The organism is Caballeronia sp. ATUFL_F1_KS4A (assembly GCF_023630905.1).
GTDB lineage: Bacteria > Pseudomonadota > Gammaproteobacteria > Burkholderiales > Burkholderiaceae > Caballeronia > Caballeronia zhejiangensis.
This window is the reverse complement of sequence record NZ_JALQEB010000039.1, coordinates 122,331-147,531: the sequence shown is the minus strand read 5'-3', so window position 1 is coordinate 147,531 and position 25,201 is coordinate 122,331. Positions and strand designations below refer to the sequence as shown.

The following is a 25,201-nucleotide window of genomic DNA, read 5'->3' as shown; positions in this document are numbered from 1 at the left end:
TCGATTCACTCGTCGTCACCCTGTCTGCCTCATTCCATGCACTACCCGGTTACTCTCTTAAGACGAACGTTTTGGTTTATAGTCGTCGCCAGACCGCCGGCATTGGCCGGCTCCCGGACTTCTGTGCATGAGAACCCCATGACCATTGCGACCACGCCAGAAAAAGCGGCCGCGAAATCCGCCAAAGCCACGAAGGCTACCGCCACTCGCCAACCCAGACAGCGCGATCCCGAAGTCACACGCGCCCGCATTCTCGAAGCGGCGAAGAAGGAGTTCGCGAAACTCGGTCTCGATGGCGCTCGCGTCGAAGCCATTGCGGCCCGCGCGAAGTCCAACAAGCGGATGATCTATCACTACTTCGGCAGTAAGGAGAACCTGTTCCTCGAAGTGCTGGAGGATGTCTACGCCGACATCCGTTCCGCCGAGCAAAAACTCGATCTCGATCATCTGTCACCCGAGGATGCGATCGCCGCCCTCGTCACACATACCTGGAACCACTACCTTCGTCATCCGGAATTCCTGAACCTCGTCAGCAACGAAAATCTTCACAAGGCTCGTCACGTGAAGAAGTCCGCGCGCTTCATGGAACTCCATCAGAACTTCACGTCGATGCTGCAGCGCATCCTCGATCGCGGCGTCGCATCGGGCGCATTTCGCAGCGGCATCGATCCGCGGCAACTGCACATCACGATGGCCGGCATCAGCTACTACTATCTGACCAACCGTTTTACGAGCGGGCTGATCTTCGACTTCGACTTCATGGACAAGGAAGCGCTCGATGCGCGCCTCGCCTTCAACATCGACACGGTGCTGCGGACCATCCGCAAATAGCGAATACGTTCGCGCCGCTTATGCGGCCGCGAGAAGCCGCTCACACGCCTGACCCTTCCCTCGTGAGCCAGGCGGCCTGGCCCGCTGCCCTTGCCATCGCCGATGCCGAGCGCACGAACGATCGTCAGATCGCGCGAGTGCCCGGTCGCCAAGGAAACGCGCCTCAAGTTGCGCGAGCACCGCGTCGGCGGCCTGCATCCACTTGCTCAAGTCATCCTCCGTTTTCATCGGCCGCGAAACACGTTGACAGCGGCGTTTCGTTGGTCTTAAATAACCCACCAGATGGTTACTTGCTGCGAATGCCGGCACACGAAACCACGTAATTCAAGGTCTTCTGCGAGGCGCTCGGGTTTATCTGAACGGGTCGGCCGAATGCAAATTGCGGGCCTTTTCATATCGATCGGAGACGGCATGAAACTCTCGGAAACACATCAACAGATTCGCGACACGACGCGCCGCTTCGCGCAGGAAGTCATCCGTCCGCTGGCGGAAGAACTCGACCGCGAAGAGCGCTTTCCGGCGGAGGTTTATCGGCAGATGGGCGAGCTCGGGCTTTTCGGCATCACGGTGCCGGAAGCATTCGGCGGCGCGGGTCTCGATGCCGCCGCGTACGCGCTCGTCATGGAAGAACTGTCGCGCGGCTATTCGTCGGTGGCGGATCAATGCGGCCTGCTCGAACTCGTCGGCACGTTGCTGAGCGTGCACGGCACCGAGGCGCAGCGCGCGCAGTACATGGAGCCGTTGTTGCGCGCGGCGCTGCGGCCCGCGTACTGCATCACCGAATCCGATGCGGGCACCGACGTCTCCGGCATTCGCACCACGGCCACGCGCACCGCCGAAGGCTGGGAGCTGAACGGCGCGAAGCTGTGGATTCACAACGCGCCCGTCGCGGATGTCGCGTTCGTGCTCGCGCGCACGAATGCCGCCGCGGGCAAGCGCGGCATGAGCATCTTCATCGTCGATTGCGATCTCGAAGGCGTGTCGAAGGGACCGAAGGAACACAAGATGGGCCAGCGCGCGTCGCAAGTGGGCGAGCTGCATTTCGATCGCGTGAAGCTGCGTCACGATGCATTGCTCGGCGAAGAAGGACGCGGCTTTCACATCATGATGAGCGTGCTCGACAAGGGCCGTGTCGGCATCGCGGCGCTGGCGGTCGGCATCGCGCAGGCGGGGCTCGAAGCCGCGCTCGACTATGCGCAGACGCGCAAGCAGTTCGGCAGCCATATCGCCGAATTTCAGGGCGTGCAGTGGATGCTCGCCGACATGGCGAAAGACATTCAGGCCGCGCGCCTGCTCGTGCACGACGCGGCCGAGCGTCTCGATACGGGCGACCGCGCCAGCATCGCCTGTTCGATGGCGAAATGCTTCGCGGGCGATACCGCCGTCAAGCACAGCGCGAACGCCGTGCAGATATTCGGCGGCAGCGGCTACATTCGCGGCTATGAAGTGGAGCGGCTGTATCGCGACGCGAAGATCACGCAGATCTACGAAGGCACCAATCAGATTCAGCGCACGATCATCGCGCGCGATCTCGTCGCGAACGGAGCATCGCTGTGAGCGCGCGGCCCATTGCGGTCGTGACGGGCAGCCGGCGCGGCATCGGACGCGCGATCGCCATCGAACTCGGATGCGCGGGCTTCGATATCGCCCTCACCGATATCGCCGCATCCGATGAACTCGATCAGGCCGTGCGCGATGTCGAGGCAAGCGGCGCGCGCGCCATCGCCGTCATCAACGATCTCGCCGATATCGACAGCCATCGCCCGATGCTGCTCGATATCGAAGCGCGGCTCGAAAGCACGATCGACTGCCTCGTGAACAACGCGGGCGTCTCGGTCATGTCGCGCGGCGATCTGCTCGATGTCACGCCGGAAAGTTTCGACCGCTGCATGACGGCCAATACGCGCGGCACGTTCTTTCTCATGCAGACGTTCGCGAAGCACATGCTGGCTCGAACGCGCGCGAGCGTCGCGGCGCATCCGAGCGTCATCACGATCACGTCGTCGAATGCAGTCGCGGCGTCGCCGTTGCGCGGCGAATACTGCGTATCGAAGGCCGGGCTTTCGATGGCGAACACGTTGTTCGCGCTGCGGCTCGCGCCGCACGGCATCGGCGTGTATGAAGTGCAGCCGGGACTCATCGCGACCGAGATGACCGCGCCGTCGAAGGAACGCTACGACCAGCAAATGGAGCAAGGTCTCACCGCCATCAATCGCTGGGGCACGCCGCAGGAAGTGGCCGTCGCCGTGCGCACGCTCGCCACCGGCGGATTGCCCTACAGCGTTGGCCAGGCCATCCGTGTCGACGGCGGCCTGCTCGTCACCAAATACTGATCCGACATGAACTCGACCATCACGCTCCCGACCGCATCCGGCACACTCGAGACATATCGTCTGCAAGGCGTGCCGCTCGACGTACGCACGCCCGCCGCGCCCTTCAACCGCATCGCGTATTCGGCGGCGCACGTCGTCGCGGATCCGTTGCGCGCGGTCGAACTGAACGGCACGCCCGCCATCGACTGGGCGCGCACGCTCGACTATCGGCGCTATCTGTTGCAGCAAGGCTTGGGTATCGCCGAAGCGATGGATACCGCGCAACGCGGCATGGGCTTGCCGTGGCCGAGCGCGCTCGAACTGATCACGCGCACGATCGCGGGCACGCGCGACATTCCCGGCGCGCGCATCGCGTCCGGTTGCGGCACGGATCATGTCGCGCCGCGCGATATCTCGACGTGCGATGCAGTCATCCGCGCCTACGGGCAGCAACTCGAAGCCGTGCAACGCGTGGGCGGCCGCGTCATTCTGATGGCGAGCCGCGCGCTCGTAAAAGTCGCGCGCACGCCGGACGATTACCGGCGCGTCTATCGGGAAGTGCTCGCGATGTGCGATCAGCCGGTGATCCTTCACTGGCTCGGCGAGATGTTCGATCCCGAGCTCGAAGGCTACTGGGGCGCGGACGATCATCGAGGCGCGGCGCGCGTGTGCCTCGAGGTGATCGGCGAGAACGTCGGGAAGGTGGACGGCATCAAGATCTCGCTGCTCGACGACGCGAAGGAAATCGCGTTTCGCCGAAGCCTGCCGTCATCGGTGAAGATGTACACGGGCGATGACTTCAACTATCCAAGTCTCATCGCCGGCGACGAGCACGGCTTTTCGCACGCGCTGCTCGGCATTTTCGATGCGATCGCGCCAGCGGCGTCGCAGGCGCTCGCCGCACTCGCAAACGACGATCTCGACACCTTTCATGCGTTGCTGTCGCCGACCGTCCCGCTGTCGCGCCACATTTTTCGCGCACCGACGCAGTACTACAAGACGGGCGTGGTCTTTCTCGCGTATCTGAACGGCTTTCAGGATCACTTCTTCATGCCGGGCGGACATCACGGCATGCGCCCGCCCGCCTATCTCGCGGATGTGTTCCGGCTCGCGGATCAAGCGCGTCTGCTGCGCGATCCGGCGCTCGCGATCGAGCGCATGCGCAAGGTGCTCGCGCCGCTCGGCATCGAGGCATGAGCGCGCGAATCTGCTTTCGTTGACGCATTCACGGGCGCTGGCATACGTGAGCGCGCTCGGACGCCGCGGCCTGAGAATCGAACTCGGCTGGCCTATCGGCCCGCTGCGCCCACGCGATCCGCGCGCATCAGGATCGCTTGCGCCTCTCCAACACCCGAAAAGTTTTTCTTCTCCGCGTTGGCAGATCTTCTCGTTTGCCGGTGTCGGGCCTCTCGCCGATAGTTGAGTCACCGGGCAGCGCAATCAAGCGAACACCCCTGACCTCAAACATCGATCGAAGGAGCAAGCCATGAAACTGAAGAACAAAGTCGCGCTCATCACGGGCGGCACGTCGGGAATCGGACTGGAAGCGGCCAAGCTGTTTCAGAAGGAAGGCGCGACGGTCATCGTCACCGGCACGACGCAAAGCCGGCTCGACGAAGCAGCGCGGATTCTCGGCGATTCGGCGATCGCGCTCAAAGTCGATTCGCGCGATCCGGCGCAGATCGATCGCGCGATCGTCGATATCGTGGAGAGCCACGGCCGTATCGACATCGTGTTCGCCAACGCCGGAGCCGGCCAGGCCGCGCCGCTCGAAGCCGTGACGCCCGAACAGATCGAAGCGCAATTCTCGCTCAACTTCAACGGCGTGTTCTTCACGATCCAGAAGGCGGCGCCACATCTGCCGAAGGGCGGCGCAATCGTCGTCACGACTTCGTTCCTGAATGAAACCGGCACGCCGGGACTGTCCATTCTTTCCGCGACGAAAGCCGCGCTGCGTTCGCTCGTTCGCACCGCCGGCGCCGAACTCGCGCCGCGTGGCATTCGCATCAATGCGGTGAGCCCCGGCCCGATCGCCACGCCGTTTCACACGAAACTGGGCTTGTCGGACAAGGAACTCGCCGATGCGGGCGCGGCCATCGAAGCCGCCGTGCCGCTCAAGCGTTTCGGCGAAGCACAGGAAGTCGCGCGTGCCGCCCTTTTTCTCGCGAGCGAAGATGCATCGTTCGTGACCGGCACCGAAGTCGTCGTGGATGGCGGACTGACGCAGCTCTGACGCATCGCCTTCGATGGCGGATGCACGCGTCACCATGATTCTGTACATTCACGAGATCCCACGGCTGAATGACGAAACATGCGAGCGCCCAGCAATCTGAACGCACTGCGAGCCTTCGAGGCGGTCGCGCGGCATCTGAGCTACGCTGCGGCGGCGGACGAGTTGAACGTCACGCCGGCCGCGGTCGGCCAACTGATTCGCGGACTCGAAAGCTATCTGGATATCGAGTTGTTCCATCGATCGGCATCGGGACCGTCGCGTCTCACATTGACCGACGCTGCCCGCGCTGCGCTGCCGGATCTGCAAGGCGGCTTCGATCTGCTGTCGAGTGCCGTCGAACGGCTGAAGGCCAGCAAGTCGCGCATCGTCTTTACGCTGACCGTGCCGCCGGCTTTCGCGGATCGCTGGCTGCTCTGGCGCGTCGAACGCTTTCAGCGAAGACATCCTTACTACGACCTGCGGATCGACACGAGCGGCCGCCTCACCGACTTCACGGCCGAACGGATCGACGTCGGCATACGCTACGGCGCGGGAGCATGGGCGGGCCTCGTCTCTACGTTCCTGCTGCGCGACGAATTTTTTCCGGTATGCAGCCCGGCGCTGATGGAAGGCGAGCACGCGCTCAGAGCGCCGTCCGATTTGCAACATCATCCGCTCATCCACGATACGTCGATGACCGGCGCCGGTCTCTTCCCGACGTGGCGTTCGTGGCTGCTGCATGCCGGCTGCCGCGACCGCATCGATACCGACCGCGGACTGCAGCTCAACGATTCCGCGATGGGCCTGCAAACCGCGATTTCCGGTTACGGCGTGGCGCTCGGACGCACGACGCTCGTCGAACGCGATCTGGCCGAAGGCCGCCTCGTCAAGCCGTTCGATATCGTCCAGAGTTGCGAGTTGGCGTACTACCTCGTGCATCGGCCGGAAAGCGCGGCCCATGCGCCCGTGATCGCGTTCAAGGAATGGCTGCTGGAAGAAGCCGGCGTTCGTTGAAACAGGCGCGCCCGTCGCCGGTCATCCGGGCGCGCGGCATCTTCTTTGCTAGGTCCACGGAGAAAACTTCAGAGACAATCAAGGACAAGCATGACGGTGCGACGCGACATTGCAGTCGTTGCAGCTTCGCAGGGCGGGTTCAAGGCGCTATGCCGGCTCGTGAGTGCGCTCGATCCCGACTATGAAGGCTCGCTTCTGATCGTGCTCCATTCGGGAATGACAGGGCCGCGTCTTTTGGGCGAGTGCATCCAGCGGCATACGTCGCTCACCGTGGAATACGGGCGTCACGGACAAAGCATCGAGCCCGGACGCATTTATCTCGCGCCGCCGGGCCGTCATCTCGTGGTATCGGCTGACGGCCATCTCGCGCTCGACGACGGTCCCAAGGTCCATCACGTGCGCCCGGCGGCCGATCCGCTCTTCGAATCGGCGGCGGCGTGCTTTCACGGACGCGTCGTGGGCGTCGTGCTGACGGGCGGCGGGGGCGACGGAACGCGGGGCTTGCAGGCGATCAAGGCGGCGGGCGGAATGAGCATCGTGCAACATCCCGCGCAGGCCGAAGCGCCGCAAATGCCGATGAACGCCCTGAATTTCGATAGCCCCGATCAGGTTCTGTCGGTCGCCGAAATCAGCCATCTGCTCGGACCGCTGGCGCGTCAGCGAGCACGCTCGCGGGCCGACCGCGCGGGAAGCGCCTGACGGATCAACGCACTTCGGTGCTGCGCACGTCCCAGCCGAACTTCACGGCGCCGCCGAGCGCGCCCTTGTCGTCCTGCGGCTTGTATTCGAACTCGATGTCCGCGTAGCTCAGATCGACCGTCTGCTCCGGATGGCCATTCGGCACGCAGATCAGCGAGACCTTCGTCACCGTGACCTGTTTCATCGTGACGGTGAGAAATTCCTTCTGCCCTTCGCCCGCCTTGCTGACGGTGAGTTTCGCGTTCGCCATGTGCTTGCCGCTCGCGCAGTTCTTCTTGAGCGTGGGCGCGGACTTGTCGTACTGATGCACAAACTGGAACACGCCGGGGCACGCCTTGCCGATGCCGCTGCCGCTGCCCGTCATCGGGTTGCTCGCGTTCGTCACGCCCCAGTTGAAACTCAGCACTTCGATCTGCCCTTCCGCCCCCTTGTGCTTCGACTCGCCGTCGATTCCATCGATCTTGAGATAACAGTCGGTCGTAGCCATGTGATCCTCCGTCGTGATCGGCTTTCGTTGCGCGCCGCGCGTGCAATCCACTGGTAAAACGAAACGCACCGCGCATTTTTGAACTTCAAAATCGCGCGATGTGCGCCGTCTTGTGTTCAGACCGTCGTCCACCGGATGAGCACGATGCAACCCAGCGATACGCGCCCCGACAGCCACCTCACGCTCGACGCCCTGCGCCAGTTCGATCTGCTCGCGCTCACGGAATCGGACGACATGTTCCTGCACGTCGTCCCCAAGCGCAGCAACACGCCGGTCAAGGGCGAAGCGGCCAAGCGCGGCGACTGGGACACGCCGATGCAGATCCACGGCTGGCGCTGGGCGCAAGGCTACGACGCCGCGCCGCACGCCGCCGCGCTCAATGCCAACGACATGCGCGTCACGGCGCTTTGCGTCATCAAGTCGGTGGACTCGGCCTCGCCCGTCCTCGCGAAGCTGTGCGCGCAGGCCGAACTGCTCGCGGTTGCGCATGTGAAGTGCTTCAAGGCGGCGGGCACGGACCACGGCGTGCAGATCGAATATCTGTCGATGAAGCTGGAGCAGGCGTACATCCGTAACTATCAGATCTACACGAGCGTGCGCCTTGCGCGGCCCTGCGAGGTCTTCGAACTGTCGGCGCAACAACTGACGATGACCTGTGCGCCGCAGACCGCGACCGGCAGCCGCGGCGCGGAAGTGACCTTCGCGCTCGATGTATCGACGCGGCGCGTGAGTTGAGCGCAAGGACCGCGCGATGAACGAGCCCAGCGCCGCCGACCGTCTGCAGCCCACGCTGCTCGACCGCCTGATCGACGACGATCCCGCCACGCGCGCCGATCCGCCCGGCGAGCGCTTCATGTCGCATCGCGGGCTGCGCGCGGCCGTGCTGCGCGACGTGTCGTGGCTCTTCAACACGACGAATCTGGGCGATGCGATCGTCGAGGACGACTTTCCGCACGCGTTCGCGTCGGTGCTCAATTACGGCTTGCCGTGTTTGTCGGGGCGATTCGCATCGACCATCGACACGGTATTGCTCGAACAGGCGATTCGCCAGGCGATCGAGCGCTTCGAGCCGCGCATCGATCCCTCGACGCTCGAAATCGAGCCGGTGCTCGACCGTTCCGTGCTCGACATGCACAACCAGATCGCGCTCGTGATCCGCGGCCTGCTCTGGGCGCAGCCCGTGCCGCTGGAATTCGCGCTGCGCACGCAGATCGATCTGGAAGAAGGCGGCATCACGGTGATGGAACTCCCGCGCTGACCACGACGACCACGCACATGGACCCGCGACTTCTGCGTCACTACAACACCGAGCTCGCGCATCTGCGGGAGATGGGCGCGGAGTTCGCGCAGCAGTTTCCGAAGATCGCCGCGCGCCTCGGCATGAGCGGCATCGACGTGGCCGATCCCTATGTCGAGCGTCTGCTCGAAGGCACGGCGTTTCTCGCGGCGCGCGTGCAACTGAAGATCGAAGAGGAGTTTCCGCGCTTCACGCAGCAACTCGCGCATGTCGTGCTGCCGCAGGCCGCCTGCCCGACGCCTTCGATGCTGATCGCCCGTCTCGCGCCCGATCTCGCGAATCCGAATCTCGCCGATGGCTTCACCGTGCCGCGCGGCACCGCGCTCATCGCCCGGCATGCCGCGAGCGCGCACATGACGCCGTGCGAATTCCGTACCGGCGCCGATCTCACGCTCTGGCCGATCGAGCTGACCGACGCGCGCTATGTCGCGCAGATGCAGGACCTGCCGCTCGCCGCGATTCCCGCGACGCAGACGCTCGCGCCGCGCGTGAAGGGCGCGCTGCGCATCCGCCTCGCGACGCCCGAAGGCCTGTCCTTCGACGTATTGCGTCTCGATGCGCTGAACCTGCATTTCGCGGGCGGCGACGAAACCGCGTATCGCCTGTACGAACTCGTGATGTCGGGGACGCTCGCCGTCGTCGTATCGACGCCCGAGCGCCCGAGCCGCGCGCTTGCCGCGTTGCCCGCCGATGCCGTCGCGCCCGCCGGTTTCGGCGATCGCGAAGCGCTCCTGCCCGTCACGCCGAACGCGTTTCAGGGTTATCGGCTGCTGCATGAGTATTTCGCGCTGCCCGAGCGGTTTCGATTCGCGCGCCTCGCCGGGTTCGCCGATGTGCTGCCGTCGTTCGCATCGCGCGAAATCGAACTGACGTTTCTGCTCGCGAACGGCGATGCGTCGCTCGAACGCATCGTCACCAAGGACAACGTGTTGCTCGATTGCGTGCCCGCGATCAATCTCTTCGCGAAGCACGCGGATCGCGCGCTCGTGACCGAAGCCGCCGCGCGCTTTCATGTCGTGCCGGACCGCACGCATCCGCTCGACTTCGAAGTGCATTCCGTCACTGCCGTCTCGGGCTACGGCGCGAACGACGATGCGGAGCAGACATTCCATCCGTTCTACGCGGACTTTCTCGCGGACCGCCCCGGCGAGGCCGCGTACTTCACGACCGAGCGCGAGCCGCGCATCGTGCCCGCCGGACGGCGCAAGAGCGGCGCGCGCACGGAATACGTGGGCAGCGAGACGTATGTATCGATCGTCGACCCCAACGCCGCGCCGTATCGCGGCTCCCTGCGGCAACTGTCGTTCGCGACGCTCTGCACCAATCGCGATCTGCCTTTGATGATGCCGCGCAGCGCCACCGGCGACGATTTCTCGCTCGACATCGCCGCGCCCGTGAGCCGCGTGCGCTCTGTGAGCGGCCCGTCGCGGCCCGCGCCCGCGAATCTCGACGCGGCGCGGAGCTGGCGGCTCATCGATCAATTGTCGCTACATTACCTGTCGGTGTCGAACGGGCCGCGCGAAGCCGCCGCCGCGTTGCGCGCGCTGTTGATGCTGCATGTCGCGGACGCCGACCAGGCGGGGCGAAGCCAGGTCGCGGGCGTCGCCGCCGTGGATGCGCGCGGCGTCGTGCGCCGTCTGCCGATGCCCGGTCCGATCGCGTTCGGTCGCGGCCTCATGATCGACGTGCTCGTCGACGATCTCGCGTTTCAGGGCGGCAGCGCGTGGCTCTTCGGCTGCGTGCTGGACCGCTTTTTCGCGCGCTACGTGTCGATCAACGCGTTCGTGCAGACCGCTTTGCGCACGAGCGCGCGCGGCGAAATCCTGCGCCTGGCGCCGCGATGCGGGACGAGAGCGATCTTCTGAGCGCGGCGGCGCTGCCCGAGCCTGCGCGCGCACTCGTCGATCTCTTCGATGCAGTCGCCGCCGAGCCGCATCTGCACGATTTCTATCGCCTGATGCGGCACGTCGAGGCACTGACGCCGCACTTGCCGCGTCTCGGCTGCGGCGCGCGTCCCGCCGACGAGCCGCTGCGTCTCGCGCAGGACGTATCGCTTTCGTTCGCGCCCGCGCCGCTCGCCGCGCTCACACGCGATGAGAACGCCCGCGCGCCGCGCCTCGAACAGCGCTTCTTCGGTTATCTCGGACCGAACGGCCCGCTGCCGCTGCATCTGACGGACTTCGCCCGCGAGCGCGCGCTGCATCGCGGCGACACGGCTTTCGTGCGCCTGCTCGATACGCTGCTGCATCGATTCCTGCTGCTGTTCTATCGCGCGTGGGCGCAGGGACGGCCGGTAGCGTGGCTGGATCGTCCCGGCCACGACCGCTTCGCCTTCTATGCGGGCGCGCTGATCGGACTCGCGGATGAAGCCAGCCGCAATCGCGACGCCGTCTCCGATCACGCGAAGCTGCATTTCGCGGGCCTCGCCAACATGCAGACGCGTCCCGCCGACGTGCTCGAAGCGATCGCGAGCGCGCTCTTGCGCGTGCCGGTGCGCGTGGAGCCGTATCGCGGGCACTGGATGGCGCTGCAACGCGACGAGCGCACTGCGTTGCGGCATCGGGCGATGCGCGGTCCCGGCGATCCAGCGGGCTTCGCCCAACTCGGACGCGGCGCGGTGCTGGGACGCGCGGTGTGGGATCGGCAGCACGCGTTTCGCCTCGCGATCGGGCCGCTGTCGCTCGCGCAGTTCGAGTCGCTGCTGCCGGGCGGCGCCGCGCTGCCGACGCTCGTCGCCGTGGTGCGCCGGCATCTGAACGGCGAGCTTGCATGGGACGCGCAACTCGTCCTCGCCGCCGACGACGTGCCGACCGCGCAGCTCGGCCGCTACGGACGGCTCGGCTATTCGGCGTGGCTCGGTCTCGCCGCGCGCCGCGCCGATTGCGCCGATCTCGCGCTCGACGCCGACGCGCATCTCGCCTGAACGCGGACACGTTGAAAAAAAGCCGCCGCTGCGCCGTCTTATCGGATGGAGGCGCGCCTTCGATCCGCGCGCATCGAAAAAAAAGGAGTCCGGCGATGGCGGAAATCAGTCGTGTCGCGCTGTTCGGCAAGCTCGACAGGCTCGGCTACAAGACCGTCGAAAGCGCGACGGTCTACTGCAAGATGCGCGGCAATCCGTATGTCGAGCTGGCGCACTGGATCATGCAGATTCTGGAGACGCCGAACTCCGACTGGCAGCGCATCGTCGCGCATTACGGCGTGGACGCCGCCGCCCTTGCGCGCGAGCTGACGGCGTCGCTCGATCGCCTGCCGCGCGGCGCGACGTCGATCTCCGACATCTCCGAGCACATCGGCGATGCGATCGAGCGCGGCTGGGTCTACGGCACGCTGCTGTTCGGCGCGAACAAAGTGCGGACCGGGCATGTGCTCGTCGGCATGCTGAAGACGCAGCGGCTGCGCAGCGTGCTCGTCGGCATATCGCGGCAATTCGAGCGCATCAAGCCGGAAGACCTGTCGGACAATTTCGCGCGCATCGTCGCGGATTCGGTCGAGGAAAGCGAAGCCGAGCCGCAGCCGGACGCGGCCGATGCGCAAGCCGCGCCCGCCGCCATGGGCCAGCAGGAAGCGCTGCGCAAATACGCGACCGATCTCACCGACAAGGCGCGCCGCGGCCAGCTCGACCCCGTTACGGGCCGCGACGACGAGATTCGCCAGCTCGTCGATATTCTCATGCGGCGGCGGCAGAACAATCCGCTGCTGACGGGCGAAGCGGGCGTCGGCAAGACCGCCGTGGTCGAAGGCTTCGCGCAGCGGCTCGCGCGCGGTGACGTGCCGCCGCCCTTGCGCGAGGTCGCGCTGCTGTCGCTCGATCTCGGGCTTTTGCAGGCGGGCGCGAGCATGAAGGGCGAGTTCGAGCAGCGTCTGCGTCAGGTCGTCGAGGATGTGCAGGCGAGTCCGAAGCCGGTGATTCTCTTCATCGACGAAGTGCATACGCTCGTCGGCGCGGGCGGCGCGGCCGGCACCGGCGATGCCGCCAATCTGCTGAAACCGGCGCTCGCGCGCGGCGATCTGCGCACGATCGGGGCCACGACGTGGGCCGAATACAAGCGGCACATCGAGAAAGATCCCGCGCTCACGCGGCGCTTTCAGGTCGTGCAGGTTCAGGAGCCGGACGAGGACAAGGCCGTGCGGATGCTGCGCGGCGTCGCGGCGGTGCTCGAAGGGCATCATCGCGTGCAGTTGCTCGACGAGGCGATCGAGGCGGCCGTGCGGCTGTCGCATCGCTATATTCCGGCGCGGCAGTTGCCCGACAAGGCCGTGTCGCTCATCGACACGGCGTGTGCGCGCGTCGCCGTCAGCCAGCACGCGACGCCGCCGCTCGTCGACGACTGCCAACGCCGTATCGAGGCGCTCGAAGTCGAGGCGCAGATCGTCGCGCGGGAGGCGAATGCGGGCGTCGATGTCGGCACGCGCGCAGCCGATGTCGCCGCGATGCTCGCACGCGAACGCGATGCGCTCGGCGGGCTCGAAGCGCGCTGGAAGGAGGAAAAGCGCGTCGTCGACGAACTGCTTGCGTTGCGCGCGACGTTGCGCGAAGCCGCCGACGCCGCTTCACGCGATGACCAGCTCGCGCGCCTCGCGTCGCTCAAATCGCGTCTCGCCGAATTGCAGGCCGATGCGCCGCTGATTTTGCCGAGCGTCGACGCGGGCGTGATCGCGGGCGTCGTCGCCGATTGGACCGGCATTCCGGTCGGCAAAATGCTGAAGAACGAGCTGGCCGCCGTGCTCAATCTCGCCGATGCGCTCGATCGCCGCGTGATCGGCCAGCGCCACGCGCTCGAGATGATCGCGAAGCGCATCCAGACTTCGCGCGCGCGGCTCGACAATCCCGACAAGCCGATCGGCGTGTTCCTGCTCGCGGGCACGTCGGGCGTCGGCAAGACGGAAACGGCGCTCGCGCTCGCCGAAACGCTCTACGGCGGCGAGCAGAACGTCATCGTCATCAACATGAGCGAGTTTCAGGAAGCGCATACGGTTTCGACGCTGAAGGGCGCGCCGCCCGGCTATGTGGGTTACGGCGAGGGCGGCATCCTGACCGAAGCGGTGCGCCGCCGTCCGTACAGCGTCGTGCTGCTCGACGAAGTGGAGAAGGCGCATCCCGACGTCCACGAAATCTTCTTCCAGGTTTTTGACAAGGGCTGGATGGAAGACGGCGAAGGGCGTTACATCGACTTCAAGAACACGATCATCCTGCTGACGTCGAACGTCGGCTCGGAAGTCATCATGTCGATGTGCCGCGATCCCGCGCGCGCGATCGCGCCGGAGGAACTCGCGCGCGCGTTGCGCGGCCCGCTGCTCGACGTGTTTCCCGCCGCGCTGCTCGGCCGGCTCGTCACGGTGCCCTACTACCCGCTTTCCGACGCGATGATGGCCGACATCGTGCGGCTTCAGCTCGAACGCATCCGGCGGCGCGTCGCGGACAATCACGGCATTCCGTTCGAGTACGACGACGACGCCGTGCGGCTCATCGTTTCGCGCTGCACGGAAGCCGAATCGGGCGGCCGCGTGATCGACGCGCTGCTCACGAACACCGTCCTGCCGCGCATCTCGACGGAATATCTGACGCGTCTCACCGAAGGCGGCGCGCTGGCGCACATCCGGCTCTCGGCGAGCGCGGGCGACTTCGTCTACGCGTTCGAGTGAACCATGCTCACGCTCACGGTGACGCTTCACAACGGACAGCCGCCGCGCGTGCCGCTCTCGGCGACCTTCGATGCCGACGGCGGCACGGTCGGGCGTGCGGTCACGAACCGGCTCGTGCTCGATGACGCCGAGCGCACGGTCTCGCGTCTGCATGTGCAGATCGAGTGGCGCGACGGGCGCTTTCTGCTGATCGACCGCGGCAGCAATCCGGCGCTCGTCAACGGCGCGCCGCTCGATCCGGGCCAGGAAGTCGCGCTCGCGCACGGCGACGAAGTGCAGATCGGCGGCTATCAGCTGCGCGCGCATATCGGCGTCGATGACGATACGGTCACGGCCAACGCGCCATCGGACGATCCGTTCGCGGGATTGTTCGACGCGGGTTCGTCGGCGCCTGGCGATTTCGACGCCAACCTCCACACGCCGAAGCCGAAAGCTGCCGAACACTTCGACTTCGGCTTCGACGATCCGGCGGGCAAACGCTCGATCGACGAGTTGTTCGACCTCGCGCCGGGCGCGTCGTCCGACGGAGCGTCGATCACCGATCCGCTCGTCGAACCGCTTGCGCAGCCCAACACCGCGCACGATGCCGATCCGTTCGCCAGCCTGACGGCCGCGGCGCGCCCCGCCGGGACGCCCGCGACGCGGCCGGACGCCGGATCGGAACTGCACAGCGCGTTCACGCCGCCGCGTCCGCGATCGGCGCCGACGCCGTCAGCGGTTGCATCGAAAGCGGAGCTCGCCGACGATCGCGCGCTCGTCGATGCCTTCCTGCGCGGGCTGAACACGCACGGCGTGCGTATCGATGCGCTGACGCCCGCGCTGATGCAGCTTCTCGGCGAGCTGCTGCGCGAAGCGGCGCGCGGCACGCTCGAACTGCTCGCCGCGCGCGCCGCGCTCAAGCGCGAGATGCGAACGGGCGCGACGATGATCGAAGCGTCGGACAACAATCCGCTCAAGTTTTCGCCGAACGTGGAGGCCGCGCTCATGCATCTGCTCAATCCGCAGATGCGCGGCTTCATGCCGCCCGCCGCCGCCCTCGACGATGCGTACGCCGATCTGCGGGCGCATCAGGTCGGCATGGTCGCGGGGATGCGCGCGGCGCTCGACGGCGTGTTCGAGCGCTTCGAGCCGCAGCGCATCGAGGCGCGGCTGTCCGGGCGCTCGCTGCTCGACGGCGTGCTGCCAGGATTGAATCGCCGCGCGCGCTGCTGGGATCTTTTCATCGAGATGTACGGCCAGCTTTCGCGCGAAGCCACCGAAGATTTCCATACGCTGTTCGGCCGAGCGTTCGTCGCCGCCTACGAGGCGCAGATCGACGAGCTTAAACAACGCCGGTAACGAGAGACACGACATGCAATTGCAAACCGCGAGCGTGAGCGATGTGGGCGGCCGGTCGCGCAACGAGGACGCGCTGGCGACGTGGCGGCATGCGGCGCTCTTTGCGAGCGTGGTCGCGGACGGCGCGGGCGGTCACGGCGGCGGCGATGCGGCATCGCGCATCGCGGTCGATACCGTGCTCGCGGAATTGACGCGCGTGGCATCGGCGGGCGTCGCGCTGACCGGGCCGAACCTGTTGCGTGTGCTGCTGCGCGCGAACGACGCGATCATCGATGCGCAGGAGCACGACCGCGATCTTTCGCAGATGCGTTCGACGGCGGTGCTGCTCGGCATCGACGAAAGCACGGGCATCGCGGCGTGGGCGCATTGCGGCGACACGCGGCTTTACTGCTTCCGGCGCGGCGCGACGGTTGTGCAAACGCAGGATCACAGTCTCGTGCAGAGCATGATCGATGCGAATCTGCTGGAGAGCCGCGACGTGCGAACGCATCCGCGCCGTAACGTGCTGTTTTCGGCGCTCGGAACGGCGGATGATCTGTCGATCGCGGCGTCGGATGAGCCGTTTCTCATCGCGGAGGGCGACGCCTTTCTGCTTTGCACCGATGGGTTTTGGGAGTATCTCGACGAGTCGGTGATGATCGATGCGATCGGGCGCGCTCGGACGCCTCAAGCGTGGCTGGATCTGATGGTGGCGCATCTGCGTGAGGCCGCGCGGCCGGGGCACGATAACTTTAGTGCCAGCGCGGTTTGGGTGGGGGATGCTTCGCAGGTGACGGTGATGCAAATGCCCGCGACGTAACCATCGCGGGCAATCTTCCAACCAACCACGCATCAAGCCGCCTGCTTCGCCGAAGGCAACCTCGAAACCAGCCTGAGCGACACCGTCAGCCCTTCCAACTGATAATGCGGCCGCAAAAAGAACTGCGACGTGTAATACCCCGGCGCGCCCGGCACTTCCTGCACTTTGACCTCCGCGGCCGCGAGCGGCTTTTGCGCCTTCGTGTGCTCGGACGAATTCGCCGGATCGCCATCGACGTACTGCGTGATCCACTTGTTGAGCCAGATCTCCATATCCGAGCGTTCCTTGAACGTGCCGATCTTGTCGCGCACGATGCACTTCAGATAATGCGCAAAGCGGTTGCAAGCAAAGAGATACGGCAACCGCGCGGCAAGCGCGGCATTCGCGGTCGCGTCCGGATCTTCATACTCGAACGGCTTTTGCAGCGACTGCGCGCCGATGAACGCCGCGAAATCCGAGTTCTTGCGATGAATCAGCGGCATAAAACCGTTCTTCGCCAGTTCCGCCTCACGCCGGTCTGAAATGGCGATCTCGGTCGGGCATTTCATATCGACGCCGCCGTCGTCGGTCGGAAAACTGTGCACCGGCAAACCTTCGACCGCGCCGCCCGATTCCACGCCGCGAATCCGCGAGCACCAGCTATACAACTTGAACGACCGGTTGATGTTCACCGCCATCGCATAAGCGGAATTCGCCCACGTGTATTTCGTGTGATCCGCGGAACCGGTGTCTTCCTCGAAGTCGAATTCATCGACCGGTTCGGTCTTCGCGCCGTACGGCACGCGCGCCAGAAAACGCGGCATCGCGAGACCGATGTAACGCGAATCCTCGGATGCGCGCAGCGATCTCCAGCTCGCATATTCCGGTGTCCCGAATATCTTGGTGAGATCGCGCGGATTGGCCAGCTCCTGCCACGAGTCCATCTGCAAGAGACTCGGATCGGCGGCGGCGATGAACGGCGCATGCGCCGATGCCGCGATCTTCGACACTTCGCCGAGCATCTCGACATCGGGCGGCGTCTGGTTGAAGTAGTAATCGCCGATCAGCGCGCCGAACGGCTCGCCGCCCAACTGCCCGTACTCGTGCTCGTAAATCTGCTTGAAAAGCGGACTCTGATCCCACGCGACGCCCTTGAAGCGCTTGAGCGTCTTGCCTAGATCCTTCTTCGAGATGTTCATCACGCGAATCTTGAGCATCTCGTCGGTTTCGGTGTTGTTGATGAGATAGTGCAGCCCGCGCCACGAACCCTCGAGCTTCTGGAAGTCCGCGTGATGCATGACTTCGTTGACCTGCTCGGTGAGCTTCGCGTCGATCTCGGCGATCATCGCCTGAATCGAGCGAATCGCATCGCCGGAAACGAGCTTCGTCTGCGAAAGCGCCTGCTGCGCGAGCGTCTGCACGGCCGTCTGCACGGCGCTCTTGGCTTCGTCGCTCTTCGGACGGAACTCACGGTTGAGCAGCGCGGCGAGATCGTCGCCTTCGAGCAGCGCGCCCTGCAACGCGGAAGGCGCTTCGGCTTGCGGTTCGGCGGATTGCGGAATGTCGGACATGGTCGTTTCCTTTCAAGGCTCTCGGGTCTCATTCGGCTGCAGCAGCCGCGGATGGCGCAGCCGTGGCGAGCGTCTTGAGCAGCGCGGGATCGTCGAGCACGCGCGCGATCAGTTCTTCCGCGCCGTTCTTGCCGTCCATGAAGATGACGAGATTCGCGAGCTGCGTGCGCGCTTCGAGCAACTTCGCGAGCGCATCGACCTTGCGCGCGACGGCCGCGGGCGAAAAATCGTCCATGTTCTCGAACGTGATATCGACGCTGATGTTGCCCTCGCCCGTCAGCTTGTTCGGCACCTGAAACGCGACGCGCGGATGCATCGCCTTCATGCGGCTGTCGAAGTTGTCGATGTCGATCTCCTGGAACTTGCGCTGATCGACGGGCGGCAGCGCTTCGGCGGGCTTGCCGGAGAGATCGGCCATCACGCCCATCACGAACGGAAGCTGAATCTTCTTCTCGCTCCCATAAGTTTCGACGTCGTATTCGATCTGCACGCGCGGCGCACGATTGCGCCCGATGAATTTCTGACTGCTGGTTGCCATGACGTCTCCTTCGAGTGGGCATGAGCCACGCAATTAAAACGAACGAGTTGTGGCCGGATTGAAGACTCGATTCGAGAACCCGCGCTCACTGCGGCCTCGTCCCCGCGATCAGATGAATCTGCGCGAGGCTGTCGGGCGCGAGATCCTGCATCACCGCGAGAAAATCCTTGCCCATCAATCCGCGCGCGCGGCGGATCAACAGCGGCGCGGGATTGGTCGGCTCGGTGCGTTCGAGAAACGCGCACACCGCGTCGAGCGCGGCGAGCGCATCGTCGCGCGTCGCGATCTCGCCGGGGCGAGCAATCGCGCGACGAAGCGTCGGCGCTTCTTTCATCTTCGTGATGTCGGCGGATGCTTCGGGCGCGTCCGTCGAAGCGAACGCGCGAAACTGCGCGGCGACGTGACGCGTCGCGATCGTCAGCGCGGTCATCGAAGGCGCGCGTTCCGCGCCGAGCTTCTCCGTCAGGCAAGCGCACAGCGTCTGCACGGCGCGCGGCAGATCGAGCCCATTCGCGAGAAGCTCGGCATCCTGCGCCACGGCATCGGCGAGCATGCCTTCCACGCGCGCCGGCGTCGCGGCGTTCGCGCCTTCCTCCGGCGCGAGCCTGCCCTGCGCCACCAGAATGTCGCGCACGGCGAGCCGCTCGCCATGCACGCGACACACTTCGCATTCGCGCAGATCGTGCAGCAAGGTCTCGGCTTCCGCGAACGGCGTGTAGGCATCGGCGAGCGGCGCAAGCGCGTTGATGCGCAATACGGCATCGTTGTCGTCATCGTGATCGAGCGGCGGGAAGAGGCCGTCCCAATAGCGCTCGACGAGGCCCGTCAGCAGGCGCAAACCCGCATGAAAGCCCGCGAGTCCGTGGACATGCGCCGCCGCGCGCGTCCACGCAATCGCCACGCGCACATCCTTCGAGCGCGCGAGCAGCGCGTCGCCCTGCTCCAGCACGTCGTTCCACGGCGGCGGCTCGACGAGCACGTCGAACTGACGCTGCGGCATGCCGCGCGCGAGCGCTTCGAATTCGAGAAACGCCGCGTCGTATTCCAGATCGATGCCTGCGGGCGGCATCGTTTCTGTCGGCGCGAGGAGCGGTTCGATGTCGATCATCGCGGCTCCTCAAAACTCGCCGCAGCCGTGCTGTCCGTTCACGACCAGACAGTTGTTCAGATTCGGCCGCGAGCGCACGCGCTTCCATTCCGCCGCGAGCGCGTCGGCGTCGCCTTCGGGCTGTTGCAGCGCGAGGATCGGCTCGTTCGTGCCGACGCAGATGTTGACCGCGCCCAGATTGCTCTCGTAGACGAAGGTCTGTTCCTGCGCCGTGAAAAGCGGCTGAAGTCCGCTGGTGTTGAAAACGGCGCCCTGAAGCTGCATCGGCGTGACGGTCAGCGTGCCCGGCTCCACGACGACGTTGTAGCCAACCGGCGACGAAAACGTGCCGTCGATGCCATACACGCCCGCCGCCGATATCGTCGTCGCGGACGAGCCGAGCCGTCCCGCGACGACGGACGTGCTGCGCCGATCGCCGGCCAGCAGACCGCTGACGTCGAAACCGAACGCGCCGTTCGCTCCGCCTTGCTCGCGCGTTTGACTGCCGATGGTGACGGTGACCGTCGGCCGGTCGGCGTAGACGAAGTGGTTGCCGTCCGCCGGCACGACGCTCTGCGACGGCTGCCCGTTCCAGCTACAGAATCCGCCGTAGACGCAGCCGTAGAAGTTCGGCAGCGCGCCGCCCGGATCGACGCCGTTGCGGTTCTCGCCGTTGCGCGTCGCCGCCCAGATGCGCCACGCGTTGCCCGCGCCGATCGTGCCGCCCGACGCGTTGTCGAAGACGCCGCGCTCCATCACGAGGTCGATGCTGCCGCCCGCGCTCAGGTGCGTCGGCGCGCCGGGCGTGCCGGGTGTTCCGATCGCGATCGCGCCGCCATCGGAAATCGCGGTGAGGTCGCCGGTGACGTTCGGCTGCGATCCGCCGATTCTGGCGAGGTTGCCCGTCGCGCCGTCGAAACCATTGGCGCTCGCCGTGCCGATCGTGAAGCCACCCGCCGTCGCAAACCGCACGTCATGCGCGCCCGACAGCGCGAGCACTTTGACGTCGTTGCCCGCGTCGGCGAGATCGAAGTCGCCGCCGCCCGCGAGCAAAAGCGTCTGCGCTTTTATGCCGCCCGGATCGGTGACGCGACCGGACGAATCGAGCGCGAGCGTCCTGTCCGGCATCGCGGCGCCCGAAGGCAGATCGATGCCCTGGCTGCCCGCGCCCGTGTTCTGCAGCGTGAGGTCGTGCGCGAAGCCTTGCGGCAGGCTGACCGTGATCTTCCCGGTCTGGGTCGACGAGCCGATGACGACCGTCGCGATGTTCGACGCGATCGCGCCGAGCATCGACGGTCCGATGCTGAGGCCGCTGCTTGCGCCGAGCACGTTGATCGCCTGCGCGTTGTCGCCGACGATGTCGAAGTCCGCGCCGACCTTGCCGGGCACGAACACGACCGTGCCGAAGCGCGACGAGAACGTGCTGCCCGAATCGTCGAACACGAAGCCGTATTTGCCCGAGTTCGACGCCCGCACGACGATCGTGCCGTGGTCGCCCGCCGAGAGCGTCGCCCGGTTCATATACAGCGCGGTGGCGGCGTCGGCGGGTGTCGATGCCGTGACCGACACCGTCTGCGCGGGCGCGTTGGCCTGAAGCGTCACATCGGCGAGCGATACGCCTTTGCCATGCGCGCCGTTCGCGTCGAGCTGGCCGTTGGTGCCGCCGCGAATATCGATCGAACCGTTCGCCGAGCCGACGACGCCGCGATTCGACGACGACGTGCCTGCCAGCGCCACGCCGTCCGCGCCGCTGCCCAGACCGTAGATCGTGACCGCGCCGTCGGCGTGCAAGCCGAGCGCCGGGCTCATGCCCGCCACGAACACGCCGTAGGCGGCGATGCCATCGGGCGCGGTGCCGCGAATCGACAGTCTGCCGCCGCTTGCCGCGACATCCGATGCTTCGAGATGCACGCCGTCGAAATGAACCGGTTCTTCGTTGCCCTCGATCGCCGGAACGTAGCGCCGCTTGCCGTTCGCCGACGCGCCGGTGATCGACACGTCCGCGCCGGTCGATGAGATCCGCGCGTTCTGCGCGTACACACCCGCGCCCGCGACCGCGGCGCTGCCGCCGCCGGCCGTCGCGCCCGTTCCCGTAATGCTCATCGCGCCGCCGGTGCCGAGCGACGTGCCGATGATCCGCACGCCGTTGCCCCCGACACGCCCGGGCGAACGCTGCACGACCGCCCCGGTGCCGTGAACATCGACGTCGCCGCTCGCGGACAAAATCACCGGAACGATCCCGCCAGCGCTCGTGCTGAGCGAAGCCCGCAGCAGGCTCACGCCGTCGCCGGTCACGCTGCCGATGCCGGTCGACACCGAGGTCGAAGTCGAAAGCGAGGCCACGGTCTGCACGGCGGGCCCCTTGCCGTCGATCGAAATGCGGCCCGTCTGCGTCTGCACGAGCGGTGCGTTCGCCGTGCTGATCGAGTTGATGTTCGTGGAGACGGACGCCGCCACCATGCTCACGCCGGAACCCGACACCGATCCGGTGTTGAGCGCCTGCACCTTCGGCCCGTTGCCGTTGAGCGTGATGCTGCCCGCGCCGCCTGTGCTCAGCGCAACCGACGATCCGCCGATGGCGATGCCCGAGCCGCCAACCGTTCCGCCGCTCACGGTTCCCGTGACGCTCGCCCCGTTGCCCGTAACGAAGATATTGCCGGCGTCCGAAACGACGGACGGGCTGAAGGGAAAGCCTTGGCCCCCGTCCGCCGCGATGCTCACGCCCGCGCCGGACAGCGTTCCCCCGTTCAGGTTCGCGATCGTGGTCGCGGAGGCCGAAATCGAGACGTTGCCCGAGCCGGTATGCACGAGCGGACCGACGCCCGAGCCGAGGAATTCCGGCCGCAACATCACGCCCGCGCCGCTCACGCCGCCGAACGCGGTGCCGATCGACATCCCGTTGCCGATGATGTTCACGTTTCCCGACCCGGTCCGTATGACCGTGGTGCTCTGGTCGAGGCGTGCCGTCGGCGCGATCAGGACGCCGCCGCCGCTCACCGAGCTGACCGCGCTATCCATCGCCGGTCCCGTACCGGTGATGGAAATGTTGCCCGTCGTGGTACTCAATAGCGCCGTCGACGGACCGAGCGATGCCGGACGAAGCGCGACGCCGTAGATGTCGGTGAACGTCTGCACGCGCTCCTTGGTGGTCGGCGCGCTGCCTGTGATGCTGATGTTGCCCGACGACGTGCGCAGGCTCGATGTCCCGCCGATGGCGACGCCCGCCGGCGCCCCGAAGTCGCCGCCGGCCTGCCCCGACACGGAAATGTCGCTGACCGAAGTGGCGATGCTCGAACTGCTGATGGTGACGGGCGCATAGGCCTGGTTCTTCGTTAGGCCCACGTCCGTGTCGCTGATCCCGAAAATCGTGTCCGGAACCTTGAGCGTGCCTTGCCCGTTGATCGTCACCGAGCCGCTCGCGAGACCGGTCGGGCCTTGCGGCACGGTCGTGTCGATCCTGGAGTCGATGATGCCGACCGCCGCGCCGTCGAAGCGCTTCGCGGCGGCGGGCGTCCCGGCAACGCTTTGCGGCACGCCGATGGCCAGATAACCGCCATTCGTGCTGATCGACGCGCCGGAAAGCAGAATGTTGCTTTGCCCCGAGGCGCCCGTGTTCGCGTCGAGCACGACGTTCAGCTTGCCCGCCGGCCGCTGGTCGCCCGCCGCGCCGCCGATGGTTCCGAGCACGGTGATGGAGCCGTTGGCGCTCAGCGTGAGCGTGCCTTCGTTGTCGGCGGCGGTCTTTGTGATGCTCGTCCCTTTCAGCATCGTGATGTCGCCGTTGTATTCGCCTCCGCCGTCCTTGCTGGTCGAGATCGTCACCGACGCGCCCCGGTTCAGTTGCGACGTGATGTCCGACGCGAGCACGTAGCTGTCGCCCGCGCCCGGCGTGAACGTCACCGGATTCGTCGTCGTGGAAAGAGCCGGACCCAGGCTCGTGCTGAGCGCCTGAAGCGAGCAGCATGACGTGCTGTCGGTGGTGCCCGTGCTCACGCTCGACGGCGCCGTATTGACGATTTCGATGCTCGACGGATCGAGCAGCCATTGCCCGCCGTGCCCGCGCAGCGCCTCGACGTGAATCCGCGCACCGTCCGTCGCCAGATACTTGCCCGACGTCTCGACGAGCCCGCCGTTGCCGCCGCCCGGCCCGCCCTTCGCGGAAAGCTCGCCGTACACGCGCGCCGCTTCCGTCCCGAACATGACGATGTTGCCGCCGTCGCCCGCGACGAGCGCATCGGCCATGACGTGCGCGTTCGGGCTCATCCAGAGCGCATCGGCGTTGACGATGTCCGGCGCCTTGCCCGCCGCGCCGCCGCCCACACGCACGCGGCCGCCGCCGCCCGCGCCGCTCGCGTCGACACGCGCACCGTCGCTCACCGCGACGTGGTAGCCGGTCACGTCGATCTGTCCGCCCTTGCCCGAATCGGGCGCGCTGACATCGACGCTGCCGCCGATATCCGTCTCGCCCGCCGATCCGCCATCGAGCACGATGCGCCCGTTGCGCGACTCGACGCTCCTCGCGCGCACCGTGCCCGTCTGGTTGAGCACGCTCGCCGCGGCGTCGTCGGCGGCGCGCGCCGACATCACGATCTGTCCGCCGTCCGCCTGCAGCGTCCCCGAATTGCCGATGAGCGCGTTCGCGACCTTGTCGTTCACCTTCAGCATCGTGAGGCCGTCGCCCGCGAAATCGAGCGTGATGTCGCTGCCCGCGCCGATCGCGATCTTGCCGAGCGTCGCGCTGACGAGTCCGCTGTTGTCGACCTGCGCGCCGAGCAACGCGACCGCGCCGCCGGTCGCGGCCGTGATCGATCCTTGGTTCGACACCTTGCCGGCCGCCGCGCCGCCCTGCGCGAAGTGATATTTGCCCGCGAGAAACGCGTCGTTCGAAATGCCGAGCGTCGATGCGACGAGCGATCCCACATTCACCGATGCCCCGCGCGCGAACACGACGCCCGCCGGATTCACGAGAAACACTTGCCCGTTCGCGTTGAGCTGCCCCGCGATGCGGCTGACTTCATTGCCGACGACGCGATTGAGCAGCACCGCCTGCGCCGACGGCTGCGAAATATCGACGCGCTCGTTGCCCGCGATCGAAAACCCGTTCCAGTTCACGATGCCCTTCTGCGAGCCTTGCGTGATCGTCATCGACGTCGCGTTTGGCCGGTTGACCGTCACGCTGCCCGCCTGAACCTGCTCGCCGACCGGCAACGCGAACGCGCCCGGCGCCGCGACGACCACGAGGAGCGGCAACAGCGCGGATACCCTCAGATCGGCGCCCATGTGACGGGCGGCGCGTCTGGCGAAACGCCTGATCGCGCGCTCCCATTCCCGGCGATGCCTGCGGGTCCGTAGGCAGGTGATGTCGCTCATGTCGAACTCCTCGTTTCCTGT

Annotated in this window: 19 protein-coding genes; 14 read left to right on the top strand and 5 right to left on the bottom strand. The window is 66.1% G+C overall.

The features are described from left to right. Positions 1 to 36 precede the first annotated feature (36 nt). The 7 genes from NCS03_RS26160 (at position 37) to NCS03_RS26130 (ending at position 7,068) form a co-directional block, all read left to right on the top strand. Complete coding sequence (locus NCS03_RS26160; RefSeq protein ID WP_372492609.1) at positions 37 to 831, top strand: TetR/AcrR family transcriptional regulator; 795 nt, start codon at positions 37 to 39, stop codon at positions 829 to 831. 411 nt (positions 832 to 1,242) lie between these two features. Then, a complete protein-coding gene (locus tag NCS03_RS26155; RefSeq protein ID WP_250530103.1) occupies positions 1,243 to 2,388 on the top strand; it encodes an acyl-CoA dehydrogenase family protein in 1,146 nt (381 codons plus the stop codon). Beyond that, the gene (locus tag NCS03_RS26150) at positions 2,385 to 3,164 is read left to right on the top strand and encodes a 3-ketoacyl-ACP reductase (RefSeq protein WP_250530102.1); all 780 of its coding nucleotides are present in this window, start codon (positions 2,385 to 2,387) and stop codon (positions 3,162 to 3,164) included. Before NCS03_RS26155 ends, NCS03_RS26150 begins: the two co-directional genes overlap by 4 nt. Positions 3,165 to 3,170: 6 nt before the next feature. Further along, a complete protein-coding gene (locus NCS03_RS26145; RefSeq protein ID WP_250530101.1) occupies positions 3,171 to 4,340 on the top strand; it encodes a dihydrodipicolinate synthase family protein in 1,170 nt (389 codons plus the stop codon). Positions 4,341 to 4,629: 289 nt separating this feature from the next. Then, positions 4,630 to 5,376: an SDR family oxidoreductase gene (locus NCS03_RS26140; RefSeq protein WP_250503879.1), complete on the top strand. Its 747-nt coding sequence runs from the start codon at positions 4,630 to 4,632 to the stop codon at positions 5,374 to 5,376. Positions 5,377 to 5,454: 78 nt separating this feature from the next. Continuing rightward, positions 5,455 to 6,369, top strand: a complete 915-nt coding sequence (gene gcvA, locus NCS03_RS26135) for a transcriptional regulator GcvA (RefSeq protein ID WP_250507946.1) — start codon at positions 5,455 to 5,457, stop codon at positions 6,367 to 6,369. A gap of 90 nt (positions 6,370 to 6,459) precedes the next feature. Next, positions 6,460 to 7,068, top strand: a complete 609-nt coding sequence (locus NCS03_RS26130; protein WP_008346467.1) for a chemotaxis protein CheB — start codon at positions 6,460 to 6,462, stop codon at positions 7,066 to 7,068. Positions 7,069 to 7,072: 4 nt separating this feature from the next. On the opposite strand, the gene NCS03_RS26125 is transcribed toward NCS03_RS26130, so the two are convergent. Further along, positions 7,073 to 7,555 carry an Hcp family type VI secretion system effector gene (locus tag NCS03_RS26125; RefSeq protein WP_008346465.1) on the bottom strand — a complete coding sequence of 161 codons (483 nt, stop codon included), beginning with the start codon at positions 7,553 to 7,555 and terminating at the stop codon, positions 7,073 to 7,075. 144 nt (positions 7,556 to 7,699) lie between these two features. Between NCS03_RS26125 and NCS03_RS26120 the strand changes: the two genes are divergently transcribed. The 7 genes from NCS03_RS26120 to NCS03_RS26090 all read left to right on the top strand — a co-directional run bounded on the left by NCS03_RS26120 (position 7,700) and on the right by NCS03_RS26090 (position 16,635). Further along, positions 7,700 to 8,290 carry a type VI secretion system tube protein Hcp gene (locus tag NCS03_RS26120; protein ID WP_008346463.1) on the top strand — a complete coding sequence of 197 codons (591 nt, stop codon included), beginning with the start codon at positions 7,700 to 7,702 and terminating at the stop codon, positions 8,288 to 8,290. A gap of 16 nt (positions 8,291 to 8,306) precedes the next feature. After that, the gene (gene tssE / locus NCS03_RS26115; protein WP_250437628.1) at positions 8,307 to 8,813 is read left to right on the top strand and encodes a type VI secretion system baseplate subunit TssE; all 507 of its coding nucleotides are present in this window, start codon (positions 8,307 to 8,309) and stop codon (positions 8,811 to 8,813) included. 17 nt (positions 8,814 to 8,830) lie between these two features. Then, positions 8,831 to 10,717 (top strand): type VI secretion system baseplate subunit TssF, encoded by a 1,887-nt coding sequence (gene tssF / locus NCS03_RS26110; RefSeq protein ID WP_250530100.1) that lies wholly within the window; start codon positions 8,831 to 8,833, stop codon positions 10,715 to 10,717. Continuing rightward, positions 10,693 to 11,775: a type VI secretion system baseplate subunit TssG gene (gene tssG / locus NCS03_RS26105; protein WP_250530099.1), complete on the top strand. Its 1,083-nt coding sequence runs from the start codon at positions 10,693 to 10,695 to the stop codon at positions 11,773 to 11,775. Before tssF ends, tssG begins: the two co-directional genes overlap by 25 nt. 95 nt (positions 11,776 to 11,870) lie before the next feature. Further along, positions 11,871 to 14,498, top strand: a complete 2,628-nt coding sequence (gene tssH / locus NCS03_RS26100) for a type VI secretion system ATPase TssH (protein WP_250479513.1) — start codon at positions 11,871 to 11,873, stop codon at positions 14,496 to 14,498. Between the two features lie 3 nt (positions 14,499 to 14,501). Then, the gene (gene tagH, locus NCS03_RS26095) at positions 14,502 to 15,836 is read left to right on the top strand and encodes a type VI secretion system-associated FHA domain protein TagH (RefSeq protein ID WP_175980199.1); all 1,335 of its coding nucleotides are present in this window, start codon (positions 14,502 to 14,504) and stop codon (positions 15,834 to 15,836) included. A gap of 13 nt (positions 15,837 to 15,849) precedes the next feature. Continuing rightward, positions 15,850 to 16,635 carry a PP2C family protein-serine/threonine phosphatase gene (locus NCS03_RS26090; RefSeq protein ID WP_008346453.1) on the top strand — a complete coding sequence of 262 codons (786 nt, stop codon included), beginning with the start codon at positions 15,850 to 15,852 and terminating at the stop codon, positions 16,633 to 16,635. Between the two features lie 32 nt (positions 16,636 to 16,667). Here the strand turns inward: NCS03_RS26090 and tssC are convergent, their stop codons facing one another. The 4 genes from tssC to NCS03_RS26070 all read right to left on the bottom strand — a co-directional run bounded on the left by tssC (position 16,668) and on the right by NCS03_RS26070 (position 25,180). Further along, positions 16,668 to 18,185 carry a type VI secretion system contractile sheath large subunit gene (gene tssC / locus NCS03_RS26085; protein ID WP_008346451.1) on the bottom strand — a complete coding sequence of 506 codons (1,518 nt, stop codon included), beginning with the start codon at positions 18,183 to 18,185 and terminating at the stop codon, positions 16,668 to 16,670. Between the two features lie 28 nt (positions 18,186 to 18,213). Continuing rightward, positions 18,214 to 18,723, bottom strand: a complete 510-nt coding sequence (tssB, locus tag NCS03_RS26080) for a type VI secretion system contractile sheath small subunit (RefSeq protein WP_008346450.1) — start codon at positions 18,721 to 18,723, stop codon at positions 18,214 to 18,216. An 85-nt stretch (positions 18,724 to 18,808) separates the two neighbouring features. Further along, positions 18,809 to 19,831: a type VI secretion system protein TssA gene (gene tssA, locus NCS03_RS26075; protein ID WP_175980200.1), complete on the bottom strand. Its 1,023-nt coding sequence runs from the start codon at positions 19,829 to 19,831 to the stop codon at positions 18,809 to 18,811. A gap of 9 nt (positions 19,832 to 19,840) precedes the next feature. Further along, the gene (locus tag NCS03_RS26070; protein WP_250530098.1) at positions 19,841 to 25,180 is read right to left on the bottom strand and encodes a beta strand repeat-containing protein; all 5,340 of its coding nucleotides are present in this window, start codon (positions 25,178 to 25,180) and stop codon (positions 19,841 to 19,843) included. Positions 25,181 to 25,201 lie beyond the last annotated feature (21 nt).